The following is a 15,735-nucleotide window of genomic DNA, read 5'->3' as shown; positions in this document are numbered from 1 at the left end:
GCATAAGGTACAGCATATGATACCATTGGAGGTGAGGGAGGAATGACCATGTTGACTGAATTACAGTTTACTGAAGCCAGAAGTCAGTTTTCAACCCTGTATGACTCTGTATTCAACTCTTTCAGCCCGGCTATTGTTAAAAGGAAACAGACTGAACAAATCGCAATGCTTCGGGTTGATCTGCTCAAGATGGTGCTGGAAGATTACAAATTAAATCCGGAAATTATTCAAGAAGATGATGGCTCAATAACACTTGCTCTTGACGCACTTGAGGTTTATGTCAACAACTCAACATTAGATTTAGCCGCTGCGGATTTAATTGAAGACCTTAAGCTCTATGCTCAAGATTATTTAAAACGTTCCCAGCTATTTCTCCATTCGCCAAACCGAACACACCATTTTCCCTATATATTGAGGATTATGTTGTGCGAAAACGATGATGAAATCCGTGCGCTGGCAGGGTTATAAACTATGGCACCAAAGTTTGGAGATTTGAAGCGTTTTTGTGATAAAAACGGTTGGATCATGGTCCTGAACACGGATCATTGGTACTATGAAAAAGTCCTGAATGATGGAACTCTTCTGCGAACCAAAATAAGCCATGCCGTTAGCAAAGAGATTCCCCAAAATCTATGGGATAGAATTCTGCGCAAACAACTTCACATAACTGAGAAAGACTTTTGGAAAGGACTTTAATTGACCCTAAAAACCATATGTATCATCCAAAGCAGCCCTAACCGGCTGTTTTTTTGCTCTGCCGGCTTTCATTTGGCCCGCCTTTGCATGACAGACCCTATACCAGCCGCCAATAACCCCACAACGGCTGAAACCAGCGCTTTAAAAACCACCATATGCTTTACGCTTTCAACAAAGTATTCCATCGGCGGAGCATATAATTTAATCCGAAAACCCGGCCAATAGCAAAGCATCAAATATACGGCGATAAACACAGCAACAAATAACATTAAAGAAGTAATCGGCTTTTTCATTGATCCCTTCCTACTTTCCCACTTCAAAATATAACTTATCTTGTCTATGATTTCGGATAATACCTCGTAAATTCACTGTCACACGATATATCGTGCAGAGTCGTGGGCGGCGTTGTATCGCTTTCCTCCCCCGCTTGAAGCAAGGGCTCATACATCATCAGCGCATGATTCTCTGTGACAAACTCATCGGCGAGCAAGCCGCCACTTAGATCAAACGTCTTCCGCTTGATCACATTGTGCCTTGTATAAGCGCCCCACCATTCCTGCTTGATTAAGTGTTCGCTTTCGTAAATTTGGAAGGTGCGTGAACTGGGATGCTCACATCGCCATTCCCCTTCCAAATCATTATCCCCTACTCTAACCAGCAGTTGATATTCATAGGGAGTATCATTTCTGATCTGGAGATCCACGTAATTATAGACAACCGTTGCACCGCTGCCGAAGGGCTGAGTCCGGTTGGCATCGGGAAAAACGTCATGGGTGTGGCGCCAGCGTTCTATGATCGTCAAGGAGGTATGAAGAGTCATCCAATAGATCAGATTGGAGAGCTGGCACAAACCGCCACCTACACCCGCCGTAAATGAGCCGTTTGTCAAAACCATTCCTTTTTGATAGCCTTTAGCTTGCGTCGGCTTTCCGACCAAGCGCCAAAAGGAAAACGTCTCCCCTGGCCTCACTATGATCTTGTTAAGTTTTCCACAGGCCAGCTTCAAGTTAATTGCTTTATTTTCCTGCAGCCACATATCCACATGGCGCAAACGCCTGTACAATGGCGTTTTATGGACTGCCACACTATGAGCAAGCTCCCTCTCTCCTGAGCTCAAGGCATATCTGTTTGACCGGTTAAATGTCCACTGCCAATATCGCCGCCAGGTGAAATATATCCTCCCTAAGATCATGCGCAGTTTTGAACGGGAAACCGGCTTGCTGGTTTGATAACGATAGTCCAAGCCATTTACCCCCTCTCCATTAAAGAGTCCTGCAAGTACCAGGTTGGAACAGGGTTCCTCATATCATCAAACCAGCCTAGTACCTCCTCTGCCTGTTTCTTCATTGTGACAACTTCTTCTTCGCCGAAGGGAATGGCCCAGGGAATTGAGGAGAGCAGGTTGCTGGAAATGTAAAATGCCAACAGCCTGAAAAATTCAAGGGGAGGTTTCCCGCCAAAATAGCCGTCCAGCTGACCTGTGGCGAATTGAGGACTGACTGCTGCGCTCCACACGATGCGATTGAATTCCTCCCAAGGGTCGCCGAAATCAAAGCGGTTGAAATCAATGATGGACAGGGTATTCTCTCCTGAGACGATCATATTGCCTGTGTGATAATCGCCATGCTGATAGTACTGTGGTCTGCCGGCAAGGAGATGACGGTTATTTTCGATATATCCAGTCATTTCAGTGTCACCGTTCAGCTTTATCCCGCAAGCCTTATATTTTTCAATTTTCTGGCTGGCCTTGCGGTTAAAGCGGCTGCTCCATTCTTCCCCTTCTTCCGGAGCGGGAAGGGAATGAATCCGTTTGAGCAGTTCACCGGACTCTTTTCCCAGCCGATACTGCTCTTGCTCCGTCAATCGTGGCAGAACAATCTCCGCATCCTCGCCTTCACACCATGTAAGCAGCAAATACACACTCCTGCCATTGTCACATATTCCAAAATCTACAGGTCGGGACATGGGCACACCTAAGGCCGCAACCTGCCCCATCATGGCAAACTCGGTCTTTTTTCTGCTGTATTCCGAGCTATCGGCTATGCGCAGAAGGAGCCTCCTGCCCTCCGCAGTTTCTATGTAATATTTCTGATCACCGGACCAGCCTTTATGGAGCGGCTCTACTTTGACAAAGGTTTCATAACCCCTGATATTCTTCATTTGTCCCCCTCCTTTTAGACTCCAAATGAGTAAAATCATCTTCTTCAACCCCATTATGTTTAGCACCAGGGTTATAAGTGGCAGACACAAGGAATAAGGAAAGCTGCACTAGTACATCCCCCCTTATTCTAAACATAAAAAGGCGGCTAAATCTATAGGAAGATCATTGAGATCAATTCCCAAGAGATAACCGCCTATCGTGTATAGTAGGATAACTTTCTTTCGACCCGGCCAAATCAGCCTGATATTTTTCGGTACTCACCAGGCTGCAAACCCGTGTTCTTCTTGAAGAGCTCGGCAAAACGGCTGGCACTTTTATACCCCACGGTTTGGGCAACCTGACCGATGGTAAGATCCGTCCCGGAGAGCAGATATTGGGCCTGGCTCATCCGCCGCTGCTGGATGTACTCGGTGATGGTGCAGTCATGAACGATCCGGAAAGAGGTTTTCAGCTTGGTCGTGCCCATGCAGGCAATTTTGGCGAGCTGTTCCAGGGGCAGTTCGCAAGGGTAGTGGTCGTTGATATAGGCGGTTACGGTTTCGATCTGCTTTCTGTCACGGTCTGCCAGTTGGAGCTTCGTGCTCTGAAGATGTCCTTTATGCCGCTCTACCACCAGGGATACCGCCTCGGCGACCTTGCCTTCGTAAAACAGCTTAGCCGCGATACCATTGCCCCGATAGTTTTTCACCTGATCCAGCAGCCGCACCATCTCCGGGAAATGCTCGGTCTGGTCAAGAGTTTGAAAGGCCGCCAAAGGATTCACATACTCCCCGGGATATTGCCGCCTCAGATAATCCTCATAATAGGCCGGCATAATCTCAATGCCAATGCAGCGAACGGGGATTCCCCCGTGAATCAGCACCCGGCAAGGAGCGTCGCCTCCCACAAAGGCCTTGGTGCATCCGGCGCTCAGGGGACGACAAGGGCTCAGCTCCTCACCCGAAACCGACTCATAATAGGTAATGCTCAGACAGGCCGGCAAACGGAACTCAATCATCATGTCCTGATTAAAATAAAAGTCATGGATCTTGATATCAAACAGATCTCTTTGCCCATAGGTCCAGTAGTATCCGGCGCCATGCTCCCCGATCAGCTCCCAGCACAACCCCATTGCACCGAAACGCTTATTTTCCGGTCTGGGAACAAATCCGTTTTGAGTAAGGATGGGGGCATAGACTTCCTCAATAACATCGGTCACTGGGATCACCCTCCTGCCACGATCGGACGCAATTTTATCGGAAACAGACGAAGCTCCGCAAGAGCCATTGCCCGAAAATCCCCGGCATAGTATGTTTGAGATATCACAGTTAGCTTCGTCTAACTGTGATATTAGCACATATCCAAATTGCCGTCAATCGGAGGGATATGCCAGCTTTTATTGAGGAGGATTTATTTATGGCCAATCAAACTTACCTGAACAAGCAGGGCCTGACCGTTAAGGATCTGGTCACCATCGGCATTTTTACAGCCCTGCTCTGGGTTACCATGCTCATCGGCGGACTGCCTCTGGCTCCCAACCCGGTCACCACATTTTATATGCCTTTGAGTGCTGCACTCTTGGGCGGCCCCGTGTTTCTGCTGCTTGTGGCCAAAGTGCCCAAGCGAGGCCCCATCGCCCTGGCGGGGATATTGATCGGCATCATCTGGTTCGCCGCCGGCATGCACTGGGCCATGGATCTCGGGTATGTCCTGGGCAGCATTCTGGGAGATTTCCTGGCCGGAACGAAGAAGTACAAGAGTGTCAAAATGAATATTCTGGCCTATATCTGCCTGAGCCTTGGCTGCACAGGTTCCTATCTCTGCTTTTTTGCCGACCCGGTCACCTGGGGCAGCTATATGCTGGAGGGCGGCACCTCGGCAAGTTATATCGACACCATGAATGCCGCAGCCCAAGGCTGGATGCCCTACGCAATCCTTCTTGGCACCGTGGCCGTGGCGGCCTTCAGCGGCTGGGTGGGGAGCAGGCTGCTCAAAAAACAATTTGCCAAGGCAGGCATCACGGCATGAACGGAAGCCCACTCCTTAGGTTCGATCCCCGGACCAAAATCCTGCTGATTCTGCTCTGTGTCCTCTCTACCGCTATGGCTCCCAGCCTGAACTATGTACTGGGGCTGGTGTCGCTGATTGCTCTCCTGGGGATTTTAGGTGGGAAAGGACTCTACGCCTTGGTCGGGCTGATGGTCTACGCTGTCCTTTTTCTTTTGACAAAAGCCGCCCTTGCCGGCGGGGAGACAACCCTGCATACCACTCTGATCGCCTTTCTGGGCCTCTTCCATAAGGTCTACCCCTGCGGATTTCTGGCGGGGATCGTGATTGCCACCACTAAAGTCAGCGAATTTCTTTCCGCTATGCATCGAATCCGCGCCCCCCAATCCCTGACCATCCCTCTGGCGGTCATGCTGCGCTACCTGCCCACTATCCGGGAGGACTGGCGTTTCATTAAAGACGCCATACGTCTGCGAGATGTGTCCCCTTCCCTCAAAGGGCTCCTCACCCAGCCTGTCATGACGGTAGAATGCCTGTACGTCCCCCTCATGATGTCGGCCTCCCGGGCCGCGGACGAATTGTCCATTGCCTCGGTCACCAGAGGAATTGAGAACCCTGCCCCCCGCACCTGTCTGACCCAGATCCGCTTCGGGTTCGTGGATTTGTTGACGGTGTTCTGCTTTGGGGTTTATTTTGCCACGGGGCAGTTCCTGTAAGGAGGTGAAACTGTGATCCAGTTTGAAAATGTTTCTTTTGCCTATGCCGGACAAACCTCCGGGAACCTCAGGGAGTTAAACCTTACCATTGAAAACGGCGAATGTGTGCTGTTCTGCGGCCGCAGCGGCTGCGGAAAAACCACCGTCACCCGGCTGGTCAACGGTCTTATTCCCTACTTCTTCGCCGGGAAGCTGAGCGGACGGGTGGTGGTCAACGGTCTGGACATTGCCCGGACCCCCATGTACCAAATCGCCGGGAAAGTGGGATCCGTCTTCCAAAACCCGCGCACCCAGTTTTTTAACGTGGACACCGACAGCGAAATAGCCTTCGGCATTGAGAACGAAGCTCTGCCAACCGAAGAGCTTCACCGGCGGGTCAAGGGAACGGCAGAGGACCTCCGCATCAGTCAGCTGCTGGGACGGAATATTTTTGAACTGTCCGGCGGCGAGAAGCAAAAAATCGCTTTTGCCTCTGTTTATGCCATGAATCCGCAGGTCTATCTGCTGGATGAACCCTCTTCGAATCTGGACATGAAAGCCATCCGGGAACTTAAGGACCATCTGCAGCTGATCAAGAGCCAGGGAAAAACAGTGCTCATTGCCGAACACCGGCTCCACTATCTTATGGATCTGGCGGATCGGATCGTCTATCTGGAGGAAGGGCGGGTCGCCGGAATCTACACCCCCTCCCAGCTGGCAGCTTTGCCCGATGATGCGCGCTCCCTCATGGGCCTGCGGGCCGTGGACCTCAATAGGGTCCATCCTGTGGAGAAGCGCACCCTTACCGGCTCCCCTGTCCTGACCCTGCAGAATGTAGATTTGCGCTATAAAAAGCACACCATTCTTGAGAATATCTCCCTGCAGGCTGCCGGCGGCGAAATCATCGGTGTGGCCGGGCATAACGGGGCGGGAAAAACCACTTTCTCCAGAGCCCTCTGCGGCCTGCACAAGGACTGCGGGGGCAGCTTTTTTTGGAAAGGCAAGGAAACTCAGCCTAAAGCCAGGCGAAAAAGCGCCTATATGGTCATGCAGGATGTGAATTATCAGCTTTTTGCTGAGAGCGTGGCCAAAGAGTGCGCCTTCGGCATCAAAAATCCGGATCACTCTCTGATCGAGAGGACTCTCACAGAGCTTGGCCTGCAAGGACTGAAGGAGCGTCATCCCAACACCCTCTCCGGCGGACAGAAACAGCGCGTCGCCGTAGCGGTCAGCATGGTATGCGGCAAAGAGGTGCTGGTCTTCGACGAGCCCACCAGCGGCCTCGACTATGACAGCATGGCCCAGGTGGCGGAACTCCTGAAAAAGCTGGCCCAGCAGGGCAAAATCATCTTTGTGGTGACCCATGATGTCGAATTGATTGGCCAGGCTTGCTCCCGGGTCCTCCATTTCGACGCGAAGGGAGTGCCGCAAGATCTGGCGGTAACCCGTGATAACGAGGCTGGACTCCGGGCTTTGTTCGGGATGGCCCAGCCTCAAATTGCAAACAAGCACTGAACACAGTTGTTCAGTGCTTAATCTAATAATTCCATTTGGTCACGTTTCGCCATAATATCATTAATCGCTCGCATAATTTCACCCCAAGCATATTATACCGTATTTTTCCATAACAATAAACCCTTTGGGCTATCGTATAACGTCCCGGGAAGTTCCGCGGCGTCATCTTACATTCATTAACTCTTAGGTTCGGAAACTGCCTGTTATGTAATTGCCATGGATGGCAGCCGGCTCAATCAACCCCTCTCTTTTTCTGGGATTTCGTTGAGATTATGGAATAGTGCCTGTATTATCGCATCAATACGGATAAACTGGTCCATTGACTACATCGCTTGCATAGTCCCCTCGATGTTCAGGTTTTGTTGCTAGATTTTCTAACTGCTCATGGTCAAGCAATTCATTAATACATGCCTGTGAACCACCAATATAAGTCCATCTGAAATCGATCTCGGTCGCTACACACCAAGTACGGTCATCCGGCCACCACAAGCTGGGACTGAGAGGCTCTAAACCATTTTTGTCCATAAACACACCTTTGGCAATCTTATTTAACGGTACATTCAGTAAGTAATAGCTTCGATCTGGTAGTTGAATACGAGGCACAGCTTTATTGACACGTTGCATAGCCTCATTGATACCTCCATAACCCTCCCAAAAACAAACCCAACATCGCTGTGGGCTATTCGTGTAAATCGATAGCAGCTCTGTTAGCGGAATTAGCACTTCCCTTGGACATTGGCCCACCAATGGTGGATTACTCCATGGTTTTGGAGCTACTGTAGAACTAACAGGTTTAATAGTATAGGTGGTGTATATCGGATTACCCACGCCGTTGTTCGTGCAACATGCGATTTTAACGCATCCCCTGTCCGCTTGTCAGGATAAAGGATCTTGACCCTAATTAGCAGAGAGTACTAATGAAAAGCAGAAATTTTCAAACTATACTAAAATACATAAAAGTATGGGATCTCCTTCCATGAGAGCACCCAAAATTAGTGAAGGTAAGATCAATTGTAAGGAGGATGATAACTTGAAGCTGACAGTTCTGGTAGATAACAACACGATTTTGTCCAATAATCCCCATTTCCAAGACAGGTACTTTCTAAGCGAACCCGGGCTTTCCATCTTTATTGAAGCAGACGGAAAAAAGGTTCTTTTTGATACCGGTCATACCGGTATTTTTCTGCAGAATTCTGAAAAAATGAATCTTGACCTTTCTGACCTTGACTATTTGGTTCTTTCCCATGGGCATATCGATCATACGGGAGGTTTAAAAAGTTTAATTGATTTTTATCAAAATCAAGGAAAAACCAACTTAAAGGATAAACCAACTTTAATCGCCCATCCGGAGTGCTTTTTGTCTAAAATAGACAGTCCCTGGGGTGAAATAGGCTGCGGAATTCCTGAAGCCGAAATAACTTGTCATTTTCAACTGCAACTCAGCAGAGAACCCTTATGGCTTACCGAGAATTTAGTATTTTTAGGAGAGATCGAACGAAGCAATGACTTTGAAAACCTCACCCCCTTGGGGAAAGTCCACAAGAATACCGAAGGTCAGGACGATTATATCCTGGATGATTCAGCCCTCGTCTACAAAGGCAGCAAAGGGTTGATTATTATCACCGGCTGTTCTCATGCAGGAATATGCAATATCACGAAGTATGCGCAAAAAGTCTGCCGGGATGAACGTGTTATTGATATTATAGGTGGGCTTCATTTAATCAATCCGGGTCCTATCCAGATGGAAAAAACCAAAGAATTTCTTAAAAACGTTGCTCCCCAGACCATTCGGGCCTGTCACTGTACCAGCTTGCGGCCCAAAATCGCCTTGGCAGAAAGTTTAAATATGGAAGAAGTCGGGACGGGATTGCAGCTTGAGTATTATTAATCTGCGTCGGTTTTGATTGGGGTAGATGTCCGTAAAATCCTCCTGGAACTCTTCTCTATATACACCCAAAAATTCCGCAAGGGAAACTGATCGGAAAAATAGGACTCTACCTTGCGTTCATAACTGCCGTCGATTACCTCCTCAATATGAAAAACAGGCCATTGGGCTAAATAGCGCCGCTCCTCTTTCGAAAAGGTCTTATCCGGCAGAGCCAGATGCAAGATCAACATAGCAAGTATCAATAAAAAAGGAAGCATACCGACAGCATGCCGGAGCATGGCAAAATTTCCTTTGTTCTTCATTCTTATATCCTCATATCCATATTTTTGTATTCCTCGTATTCTCATCTCCTCATATCCTTATATCCCCATCTCCTCATATCCTACTATCCTCATCTCTCCATCTCCTTCCTCCGAGCTAAAATCGAAAATAGATAAAGGGGTTATAGGTTGACCCCACCATAGAGGCCGTCGCCAAAAACAGCAGCACACAATAATACAGGCTTACCGCCCATTGATGGTTACCGCCACAACCTCTTTGCCATAACGATGCCAGCTTCCCCGGTCCAGGCGATGCGGCAAGGATACCAACGCTGTATAAAAGGGCATAAGCTTTTAGCTTCATAATGGCTTGAGCATCAATAAACCCCTTTCCTCCCCTTCCCAACATACTTCCCAGAAAACCCAACCCATCCGCCAGGCTGGTAAATTCAAAGAACACCCAGCCTATAACGACCAGCAGCAACAGGTAGCTGTGCCGGACGGCCCGGGGCCAGCCCGGCAGCCGGGTCTGCAAAAACAACTTTTCTATACCTATTAAAGTTCCAAAATAAAGCCCCCATAAAACGAAATTCCAGCTTGCACCATGCCAGAGCCCGGTGAGAAACCAGACGATGAGCAGATTCCGCAGCAGTTTCCATTTCCCGGCACGGCTCCCGCCCAGGGGAATATAGACATACTCCTTAAACCATGAGCCCAGGGAAATATGCCACCTCCGCCAAAATTCCGAGACGCTTTGCGCCATATAGGGATGCCGGAAGTTTTCCTTAAAGCGGAAGCCAAACATCTTGCCTAAGCCGATGGCCATATCGGAATAGCCGCTGAAATCGAAATAAATCTGCAGGGTAAACGCTATAATCCCAGCCCAAGCCAAAAAAGCCGACATTTCTGTACCGGGCATGGCTTTTACTTCGGCCCAGAGCAGGCCCAGAGGATTGGCCAGCAGCATTTTCTTGGCCAGGCCGCCCAGGAACCGCCCCATCCCGGCGTACAATGCCTTGACGGTCATGCTCCGGTTCCCTAACTGGGATTCGATGTCTGCATACTTCACAATCGGCCCGGCCACCAGCTGGGGGAACATAGCAATATACAAGGCAAAAAGCAGCAGGCTTTTCTGAGGTTTTATTCTTCCCCTATACACATCGATCCCATAGGATAGGGTCTGAAAGGTGTAAAAGGAGATTCCCAGAGGAAGGGCCGGTGCTTCCCCCGGCACATTCCAGCCTCCCATGGCTGTGAATGTACTTAGGATCATGGCCAAATACTTAAAATAAATGAGGGAGCCTAAATTAAACACCAGGCTGATGATTAAAAAGAGCTTCCTCTTTCCTCCGCCGGCCTCATCGCTGCCCCAAAAAGTGCCCAGCCCATAATTGACCAGGATGGAACCGCAGAGCAACAACACATAGACGGGCTCTCCCCAGGCGTAGAAAAACAGGCTGGCCGTAAGCAGAACACTATTCCTCAGCCGCCTTCCCAAGCAATAATAAAGAAGAACGGTGACCGGCAAAAAAGCAAAGGTAAAGAGCAGGCTGCTGAAAAGCATCGGTCTCTCCTCTATAAGGATTCAGAGAGTTTCTGCAGCCAGAGCTGATAAAATTCTTTCTGAAAGTGGATACCATCTTCAGCATATAAAGCGGGATTTTCCCTGGCCAGGACTCCGATATCGACATAATGAACCGCTGATTGGCCCGCCACCTCTTTTAAGATCCCGTTATATTCCCCGATTCCTGCATAGCGGGGTTCTTGTTCTAAGGCTTCCTGAGTTACAGGGGTTATGGATTGGAGATAGATTTCAGTGCCGGGCAGCTCTTCCTTGATCCTGTTGATCAGCTTCGTTAAATCCTCTCTGAATAATTCCTGAGGATCCTCCACCGGCATGAGGATATCCACGGACCCCAACATGATAAAGACCTGATCCGGCTTCTTCTCAGCCAAAGCATCCAGATCATCATAAGAAAAGCCGGCTGTGGCCCCCGCCCCCGCGATAACCTGTTCTTGGGGGAGGATTTCATTAAAGGCAAAACCTTCGGTAAGGGAATCGCCTATAAATACACTGTTCTCAAATTTGGCCGCGCCATCCGTCACCTTAGCCACATCCTCTTCGGCAGTCCCGGTCCCCTTCCCGCAGGCCGTCATACCCAGCAGAAGTATCCCCATCAGGAAACCTGCGATTATCTTTTTCATCTTAACAACCCCTCTTTTCTTGATCGGATGAACAGATGTTACTACAGCCAAATGCAGAACAGGTGCAGATGAGGTCAAGTTGGGATATGTCTTAGGCTACATTGCAGTTTTTATTAAACGGAACAACTAAAACAGGCCGGCGTTGTCACTGCCGGCCTGTTTTGCTGTACCTCTGCTTATCTTATTCTCTTTTTTGACATTTCCTCTACTCCCGCTGGGCAAAATTTAGGAAAGAAAAAAGCCGGTATCCAACCCTGTTATTCATAGCGAAGAGCTTCGATGGGATCAAGTTTGGCAGCTTTATTGGCTGGATAGTATCCGAAAAATACGCCAATCACCATGGTTACCGAAACGCTTAAGATGATGATGCCGATGGAGGTGCTGGCCGGATAGCCTAAAAGGGTCGAGCCGAGCATCCCCAGGATAAGGCCCAGGATAATCCCGATGATACCTCCTATCACACAGATAATCACCGACTCCACGATGAATTGCATCTTGATATAAGAATTCCTGGCCCCCAGGGCTTTCCTTGTCCCGATCTCACGGGTGCGTTCTGTAACCGATACCAGCATAATATTCATCACACCGATACCACCGACTAACAAGGATATGGCAGCGATGATGGAAATGGCGATGGAAACCGTGCTCAGCATGGAGGTCATACTGGAAATCGTACTCTCCATGTTCATGACGCCCACTTCCCATTTCGTGTTTTTTTCGTAAACCTTGGTGAAGTAGCTTTTGATGTCTTCGGTAAAGGTGGCGGCATTCACACCGGTTTTGGTAACGATGGTAAAGGACTGATAGTTTTTGGTGGTGCTGTCCTGTTTGGCTAAACTGACCGGTATATAAAAGTTAGTCCTTGTATCCCGCTCTGAAGAAGAGTCAGGTCCAAAGGCCGAAGCTTCATATTGGTAAACCCCAATAATGGTGTAGACTTCGATGTCGTCTGAAGAATAGATTTTTATTTCCTGGCCTAAGGGATCTACTCCGGCTGAAAACATGTTATTCACCAATTTATCCGATACCACGGCAACTTTTTTTACGGACTTCACATCTTTCTCCGTTATAAACCGGCCGAAGAGAAGATCTAGATTATTGGCCTTTTCATAGCCATCATTAACTCCGGTTACACTGATATTGGCATAGAGCCTGCCGTCCTGAGCTTTCGCACTGCCCACACCTTGAGATAAACTGATGGCTTCAACTCTGTCCCCGAATCGTGAGGCAAAGGCTTCAATCGTGTCCTCTGAGAAAAGATCGCTTTCTTCCGGGGTAGCCGCAGCCTGGTTGGGGCCACGAGGTCCGCCGCCAAACTCATCCCCGCCGCGTTCCCTGACACTGACCACAATGGAATTAGCCCCCATCTCTTCCATCGTGGATGTGATCGAAGCCGTCAGGGAGTTGCCGACGGTTACTATGGCGATGACTGAGGCGATGCCGATAATGATCCCCAGCATGGTTAAGATTGCCCGCATTTTATTGGCCTTTAAGGCGGCCAAGGCCAGTAAGATATTTTCAACCATGTTCACCCGTTCTCACCTCGCTCCTCACTCTGGCACCCGCTGCCTATAGAGGCGGGGGTCTTAGGGCGGATTTGTTCATCGATAATTATGCCGTCTTTCAGAGTCACGATCCGATCTGTTTCTTCAGCCAACTCGTAATTATGGGTGATCAGGACAATGGTGGTGCCTTTGGTTTCATGGATCTGATGAAAAAGGTCCATGACCATCCGTCCTGTGACCGAATCCAGGGCGCCCGTGGGTTCATCCGCCAGGATGATCGCCGGATCATTGGCCAAGGCCCTGGAGATGGCGACCCTTTGTTTTTGTCCGCCGGAAAGCTCATTGGGCAGGTGATCCAGGCGATCTTCCATCCCGACCAGTTTTAAAAGCTCTTCAGCCTTTTCTCTTCTTTCTCTGCTGCCCATTCCTGCATAGAGCATGGGCAGTTCAACATTTTTCAGGGCGGAATTGCGGGGGATGAGATTAAAGGTCTGAAAGACAAAACCTATTTTCCTGTTTCTAATATCGGAAAGCTCGAGATCCGACATATTCTGGATTGGCGCGCCGTCCAGTATATATTCACCTGAGGTAGGGCGATCCAGAGCACCGATGACATTCATCAGGGTACTTTTTCCCGATCCGGAGGCTCCCACTATGGATATGAATTCCCCTTTCCCTACCGTGAGTGAAATATTCTTTAAAATTTCCAATTCATTGGGGGTGTCAATATAAAACTTTTTGACAAGGTCGCGAATTTCTATCATCTTTTCATTCATAATGCCTCCGCCTTATTTCATAGCTGCCCCGGGGCGGGCCTTATCCCCGGTTCCGGCACTGGCAGCATTATTCACCACCAGGACACCGTCAGCCAGCCCTTCTCCGGAAATCTCAGTATAGTAATCTGTCATCATGCCCACTTCTACCACCGTCTCTTCCATCCTTTGCCGGCCATTTTCCCCGGTGAGGATATAGACAATACTTTGTCCCTGGTTGTTGACACTGACAGCATCATAAGGTACTGAGTATACATCAGCTTTCTTTTCGATAATGATGTTAAGCCGTGCGTTCATGCCGATTTTCAACTGGTCATCAGGCTCTAAAATATCAACTTCTGTCTCAAACTCTACCGTTGTATTGGAAGTATCCGTGGTGCCATTGGCGGTCTTGGTGGAGGCAGGGGAAATTCTCACCACCTGACCGGCAAAGAGTTCATCTTCAGTTGCATCTGTTTTAATATTGACCATCTGCCCCGGCTTGACTTTATCGGCGTCATATTCTTTGACATAGGTTGTTATGGTAAGCTTCTCCGCATCCTCAACCACGAATAAGAGACCGTTTCCCGGCGAACCCGCTTCAGCATACACGGCGGTCACAACACCGCTTATGGGGGCTTTGATGGTGGCGTCGGCGAGATTTTTTTCCAGCTTATCCAGCGCTATTTTCTGGCTGTCATTGTTATAGTCAGCCAGAGCACTGTTGTAGTTTGCTTCGGCTGTTTTTACATCCTGGGCAGCCTTTATTTTGGCGGCTTCCAGGCTTGCCGCCGCTTTATTATAGGTGTTCTGGGCCAGCTTGTAACCGGCTTCCGACTGATCCAGCTCCTGTTTGGATACCGCGCCGAATTTATAGGACTCTACATTGTTTTCATAGGTATTTTTCTTCGTTGTTAAATCATTTTCTGCCGACTTCAGACTGTTTTCTGCATTGAGCAGTTCCGTATTCATGCCATTTTCATATTGCTTTTTCGTATCTTCATAGATCCGCTTTTTGCTTTCTAGATTGATGGTTCCGGTTTTTTGCGACGCTTCAAAGGTGCTGCGCTGTTGCGCTATATCAAGCTCTAAGGACGATGTGTCCAGCTGAGCCAGGGGCTCCCCGGCCTCAACTTTGTCCCCAATATTGACATAGATTTCTTTGACTGAGTAGCTTAAGGTTGAATAGACTTTTTGGGTGTTTTTGCTTTTAATACTCCCTGATACATCGACACTATTGATCAATTCAGTTTTAGCGAGTTTGGTATGGGCGACATTGGCAGAAGCGCTTTTATTCCCCCCCAACAAAGCTGTTATCCCCCATATGCCAATGACCACAACCGCCAGAGCGGCTATAAGGGTTGTTCTTTTGGGTTTTCTCAGTTTTTTCAGCAATTTTGATTTATCCATCCTGGCTCCTCCTCAATTACGTTTCTGTTTTTAATTTTGTGGAACTATCCATTACTTTAAAAAGAACTTAAGTTTCTATGATTATTCAAGCGGTCTACAACTAAAATAGGGAGGTCGGGAAAGGCCTGGTGAACTTCGTAGACAAAATTCCCCGGTTCCATTTTTTCCGGCTCCCCTACTACCAGCTGCCTGATGCACTCGTGCCTTATATAATCGATGGCTATCCGGTTGACATCCTCTCCCCAGTATACCTTCATTTCCGCATTCATTGACTTGCACACATTAAACAGATATTCCAGATAGGTATCTTCAAGTTTTTGCACCTCTTTAGATGGCTGTACGCTTAAGATCTTCATCTTCATGGCCAGGGATTTGGCAAGGGTATCCCCTGCTTTTATGAGCCTTGCACAGTTTTTCTGGTCTGTGACACACACTAAAATTAGTTTTTCCAACCCCATTCCATTCACCTGATTTCTTTGCTTAATAACTAAAATCATAACAAAGCATTGTGGCAAGAAAATGGCATGAGGATGAAAGATTATGGCAAGCATAAACATACAAGGGCAGATAACTTCCGGTATACGGGAGTCATCTGCCCTTGTAAACTATTGTTAGGCATTATATTTTACTACCTAACTTATACTCATACGATAGCGTTCTGA

General features: G+C 48.4%; 18 protein-coding genes. 6 read left to right on the top strand and 12 right to left on the bottom strand.

Features of this window, described 5'->3' with window-relative positions:
* Positions 1-42 precede the first annotated feature (42 nt).
* The gene (locus DHAF_RS08855; protein ID WP_005809316.1) at positions 43-468 is read left to right on the top strand and encodes a hypothetical protein; all 426 of its coding nucleotides are present in this window, start codon (positions 43-45) and stop codon (positions 466-468) included.
* A gap of 3 nt (positions 469-471) precedes the next feature.
* Positions 472-696 carry a hypothetical protein gene (locus DHAF_RS08850; RefSeq protein ID WP_015943656.1) on the top strand — a complete coding sequence of 75 codons (225 nt, stop codon included), beginning with the start codon at positions 472-474 and terminating at the stop codon, positions 694-696.
* A gap of 68 nt (positions 697-764) precedes the next feature.
* Here DHAF_RS08850 and DHAF_RS08845 read toward each other — a convergent pair whose 3' ends face one another.
* The 4 genes from DHAF_RS08845 to DHAF_RS08830 all read right to left on the bottom strand — a co-directional run bounded on the left by DHAF_RS08845 (position 765) and on the right by DHAF_RS08830 (position 4,055).
* Positions 765-989, bottom strand: coding sequence for a hypothetical protein (locus tag DHAF_RS08845; protein WP_005809320.1), 225 nt, complete (start codon positions 987-989; stop codon positions 765-767).
* 44 nt (positions 990-1,033) lie between these two features.
* Positions 1,034-1,939, bottom strand: a complete 906-nt coding sequence (locus DHAF_RS08840; protein WP_015943655.1) for a VanW family protein — start codon at positions 1,937-1,939, stop codon at positions 1,034-1,036.
* Positions 1,940-1,944: 5 nt separating this feature from the next.
* The gene (locus DHAF_RS08835) at positions 1,945-2,856 is read right to left on the bottom strand and encodes an aminoglycoside phosphotransferase family protein (protein WP_015943654.1); all 912 of its coding nucleotides are present in this window, start codon (positions 2,854-2,856) and stop codon (positions 1,945-1,947) included.
* Between the two features lie 236 nt (positions 2,857-3,092).
* Positions 3,093-4,055, bottom strand: coding sequence for a helix-turn-helix transcriptional regulator (locus DHAF_RS08830; RefSeq protein WP_015943652.1), 963 nt, complete (start codon positions 4,053-4,055; stop codon positions 3,093-3,095).
* Between the two features lie 197 nt (positions 4,056-4,252).
* Here DHAF_RS08830 and DHAF_RS08825 point away from each other — a divergent pair, with 197 nt between their 5' ends.
* From DHAF_RS08825 to DHAF_RS08815, 3 genes are read left to right on the top strand one after another with little or no spacing between them, the layout of a single operon-like run.
* Positions 4,253-4,864: an MptD family putative ECF transporter S component gene (locus tag DHAF_RS08825; protein WP_015943651.1), complete on the top strand. Its 612-nt coding sequence runs from the start codon at positions 4,253-4,255 to the stop codon at positions 4,862-4,864.
* Positions 4,861-5,559: an energy-coupling factor transporter transmembrane component T gene (locus tag DHAF_RS08820; RefSeq protein ID WP_011461241.1), complete on the top strand. Its 699-nt coding sequence runs from the start codon at positions 4,861-4,863 to the stop codon at positions 5,557-5,559. The genes DHAF_RS08825 and DHAF_RS08820 overlap by 4 nt, the downstream gene beginning before the upstream one ends.
* Before the next feature lie 12 nt (positions 5,560-5,571).
* Positions 5,572-7,053 (top strand): ABC transporter ATP-binding protein, encoded by a 1,482-nt coding sequence (locus DHAF_RS08815; RefSeq protein WP_011461242.1) that lies wholly within the window; start codon positions 5,572-5,574, stop codon positions 7,051-7,053.
* Positions 7,054-7,350: 297 nt separating this feature from the next.
* Here the strand turns inward: DHAF_RS08815 and DHAF_RS08810 are convergent, their stop codons facing one another.
* Positions 7,351-7,677, bottom strand: a complete 327-nt coding sequence (locus tag DHAF_RS08810; RefSeq protein WP_015943650.1) for a hypothetical protein — start codon at positions 7,675-7,677, stop codon at positions 7,351-7,353.
* Positions 7,678-8,083: 406 nt separating this feature from the next.
* On the opposite strand from DHAF_RS08810, the gene DHAF_RS08805 reads away from it, so the two are divergent.
* Positions 8,084-8,941 carry an MBL fold metallo-hydrolase gene (locus DHAF_RS08805; RefSeq protein ID WP_015943649.1) on the top strand — a complete coding sequence of 286 codons (858 nt, stop codon included), beginning with the start codon at positions 8,084-8,086 and terminating at the stop codon, positions 8,939-8,941.
* On the opposite strand, the gene DHAF_RS08800 is transcribed toward DHAF_RS08805, so the two are convergent.
* The 7 genes from DHAF_RS08800 to DHAF_RS08770 form a co-directional block, all read right to left on the bottom strand.
* Positions 8,938-9,243 (bottom strand): DHHW family protein, encoded by a 306-nt coding sequence (locus DHAF_RS08800; RefSeq protein ID WP_015943648.1) that lies wholly within the window; start codon positions 9,241-9,243, stop codon positions 8,938-8,940. The genes DHAF_RS08805 and DHAF_RS08800 overlap by 4 nt on opposite strands.
* A 115-nt stretch (positions 9,244-9,358) precedes the next feature.
* Complete coding sequence (locus tag DHAF_RS08795) at positions 9,359-10,765, bottom strand: MBOAT family O-acyltransferase (RefSeq protein ID WP_011461245.1); 1,407 nt, start codon at positions 10,763-10,765, stop codon at positions 9,359-9,361.
* Positions 10,766-10,776: 11 nt separating this feature from the next.
* On the bottom strand, positions 10,777-11,406 hold the full coding sequence (locus tag DHAF_RS08790; protein WP_015943647.1) for an SGNH/GDSL hydrolase family protein: 630 nt from the start codon (positions 11,404-11,406) through the stop codon (positions 10,777-10,779).
* 257 nt (positions 11,407-11,663) lie between these two features.
* Complete coding sequence (locus DHAF_RS08785) at positions 11,664-12,938, bottom strand: ABC transporter permease (protein ID WP_015943646.1); 1,275 nt, start codon at positions 12,936-12,938, stop codon at positions 11,664-11,666.
* Positions 12,935-13,687: an ABC transporter ATP-binding protein gene (locus tag DHAF_RS08780; RefSeq protein WP_011461247.1), complete on the bottom strand. Its 753-nt coding sequence runs from the start codon at positions 13,685-13,687 to the stop codon at positions 12,935-12,937. Before DHAF_RS08780 ends, DHAF_RS08785 begins: the two co-directional genes overlap by 4 nt.
* A gap of 12 nt (positions 13,688-13,699) precedes the next feature.
* On the bottom strand, positions 13,700-15,073 hold the full coding sequence (locus tag DHAF_RS08775) for an efflux RND transporter periplasmic adaptor subunit (RefSeq protein WP_015943645.1): 1,374 nt from the start codon (positions 15,071-15,073) through the stop codon (positions 13,700-13,702).
* 56 nt (positions 15,074-15,129) lie between these two features.
* Positions 15,130-15,525, bottom strand: coding sequence for an adenine nucleotide alpha hydrolase family protein (locus DHAF_RS08770; RefSeq protein WP_242659957.1), 396 nt, complete (start codon positions 15,523-15,525; stop codon positions 15,130-15,132).
* Between the last annotated feature and the right edge of the window lie 210 nt (positions 15,526-15,735).

The sequence above is a fragment of the Desulfitobacterium hafniense DCB-2 genome, from assembly GCF_000021925.1.
GTDB lineage: Bacteria > Bacillota > Desulfitobacteriia > Desulfitobacteriales > Desulfitobacteriaceae > Desulfitobacterium > Desulfitobacterium hafniense.
The sequence above is the reverse complement of the archived record's forward strand: the minus strand, read 5'-3'. Positions and strand labels throughout refer to the sequence as shown.

What these genes read in the sequence shown, in the direction of transcription:
- DHAF_RS08855 (WP_005809316.1), top strand. Translation starts at nt 43, where the DNA reads ATGACCATGTTGACTGAATTACAGTTTACTGAAGCCAGAAGTCAGTTT.
- DHAF_RS08850 (WP_015943656.1), top strand. Translation starts at nt 472, where the DNA reads ATGGCACCAAAGTTTGGAGATTTGAAGCGTTTTTGTGATAAAAACGGT.
- DHAF_RS08845 (WP_005809320.1), bottom strand. Translation starts at nt 989, where the DNA reads ATGAAAAAGCCGATTACTTCTTTAATGTTATTTGTTGCTGTGTTTATC.
- DHAF_RS08835 (WP_015943654.1), bottom strand. Translation starts at nt 2,856, where the DNA reads ATGAAGAATATCAGGGGTTATGAAACCTTTGTCAAAGTAGAGCCGCTC.
- DHAF_RS08825 (WP_015943651.1), top strand. Translation starts at nt 4,253, where the DNA reads ATGGCCAATCAAACTTACCTGAACAAGCAGGGCCTGACCGTTAAGGAT.
- DHAF_RS08820 (WP_011461241.1), top strand. Translation starts at nt 4,861, where the DNA reads ATGAACGGAAGCCCACTCCTTAGGTTCGATCCCCGGACCAAAATCCTG.
- DHAF_RS08810 (WP_015943650.1), bottom strand. Translation starts at nt 7,677, where the DNA reads ATGCAACGTGTCAATAAAGCTGTGCCTCGTATTCAACTACCAGATCGA.
- DHAF_RS08800 (WP_015943648.1), bottom strand. Translation starts at nt 9,243, where the DNA reads ATGAAGAACAAAGGAAATTTTGCCATGCTCCGGCATGCTGTCGGTATG.
- DHAF_RS08795 (WP_011461245.1), bottom strand. Translation starts at nt 10,765, where the DNA reads ATGCTTTTCAGCAGCCTGCTCTTTACCTTTGCTTTTTTGCCGGTCACC.
- DHAF_RS08790 (WP_015943647.1), bottom strand. Translation starts at nt 11,406, where the DNA reads ATGAAAAAGATAATCGCAGGTTTCCTGATGGGGATACTTCTGCTGGGT.
- DHAF_RS08780 (WP_011461247.1), bottom strand. Translation starts at nt 13,687, where the DNA reads ATGAATGAAAAGATGATAGAAATTCGCGACCTTGTCAAAAAGTTTTAT.
- DHAF_RS08775 (WP_015943645.1), bottom strand. Translation starts at nt 15,073, where the DNA reads ATGGATAAATCAAAATTGCTGAAAAAACTGAGAAAACCCAAAAGAACA.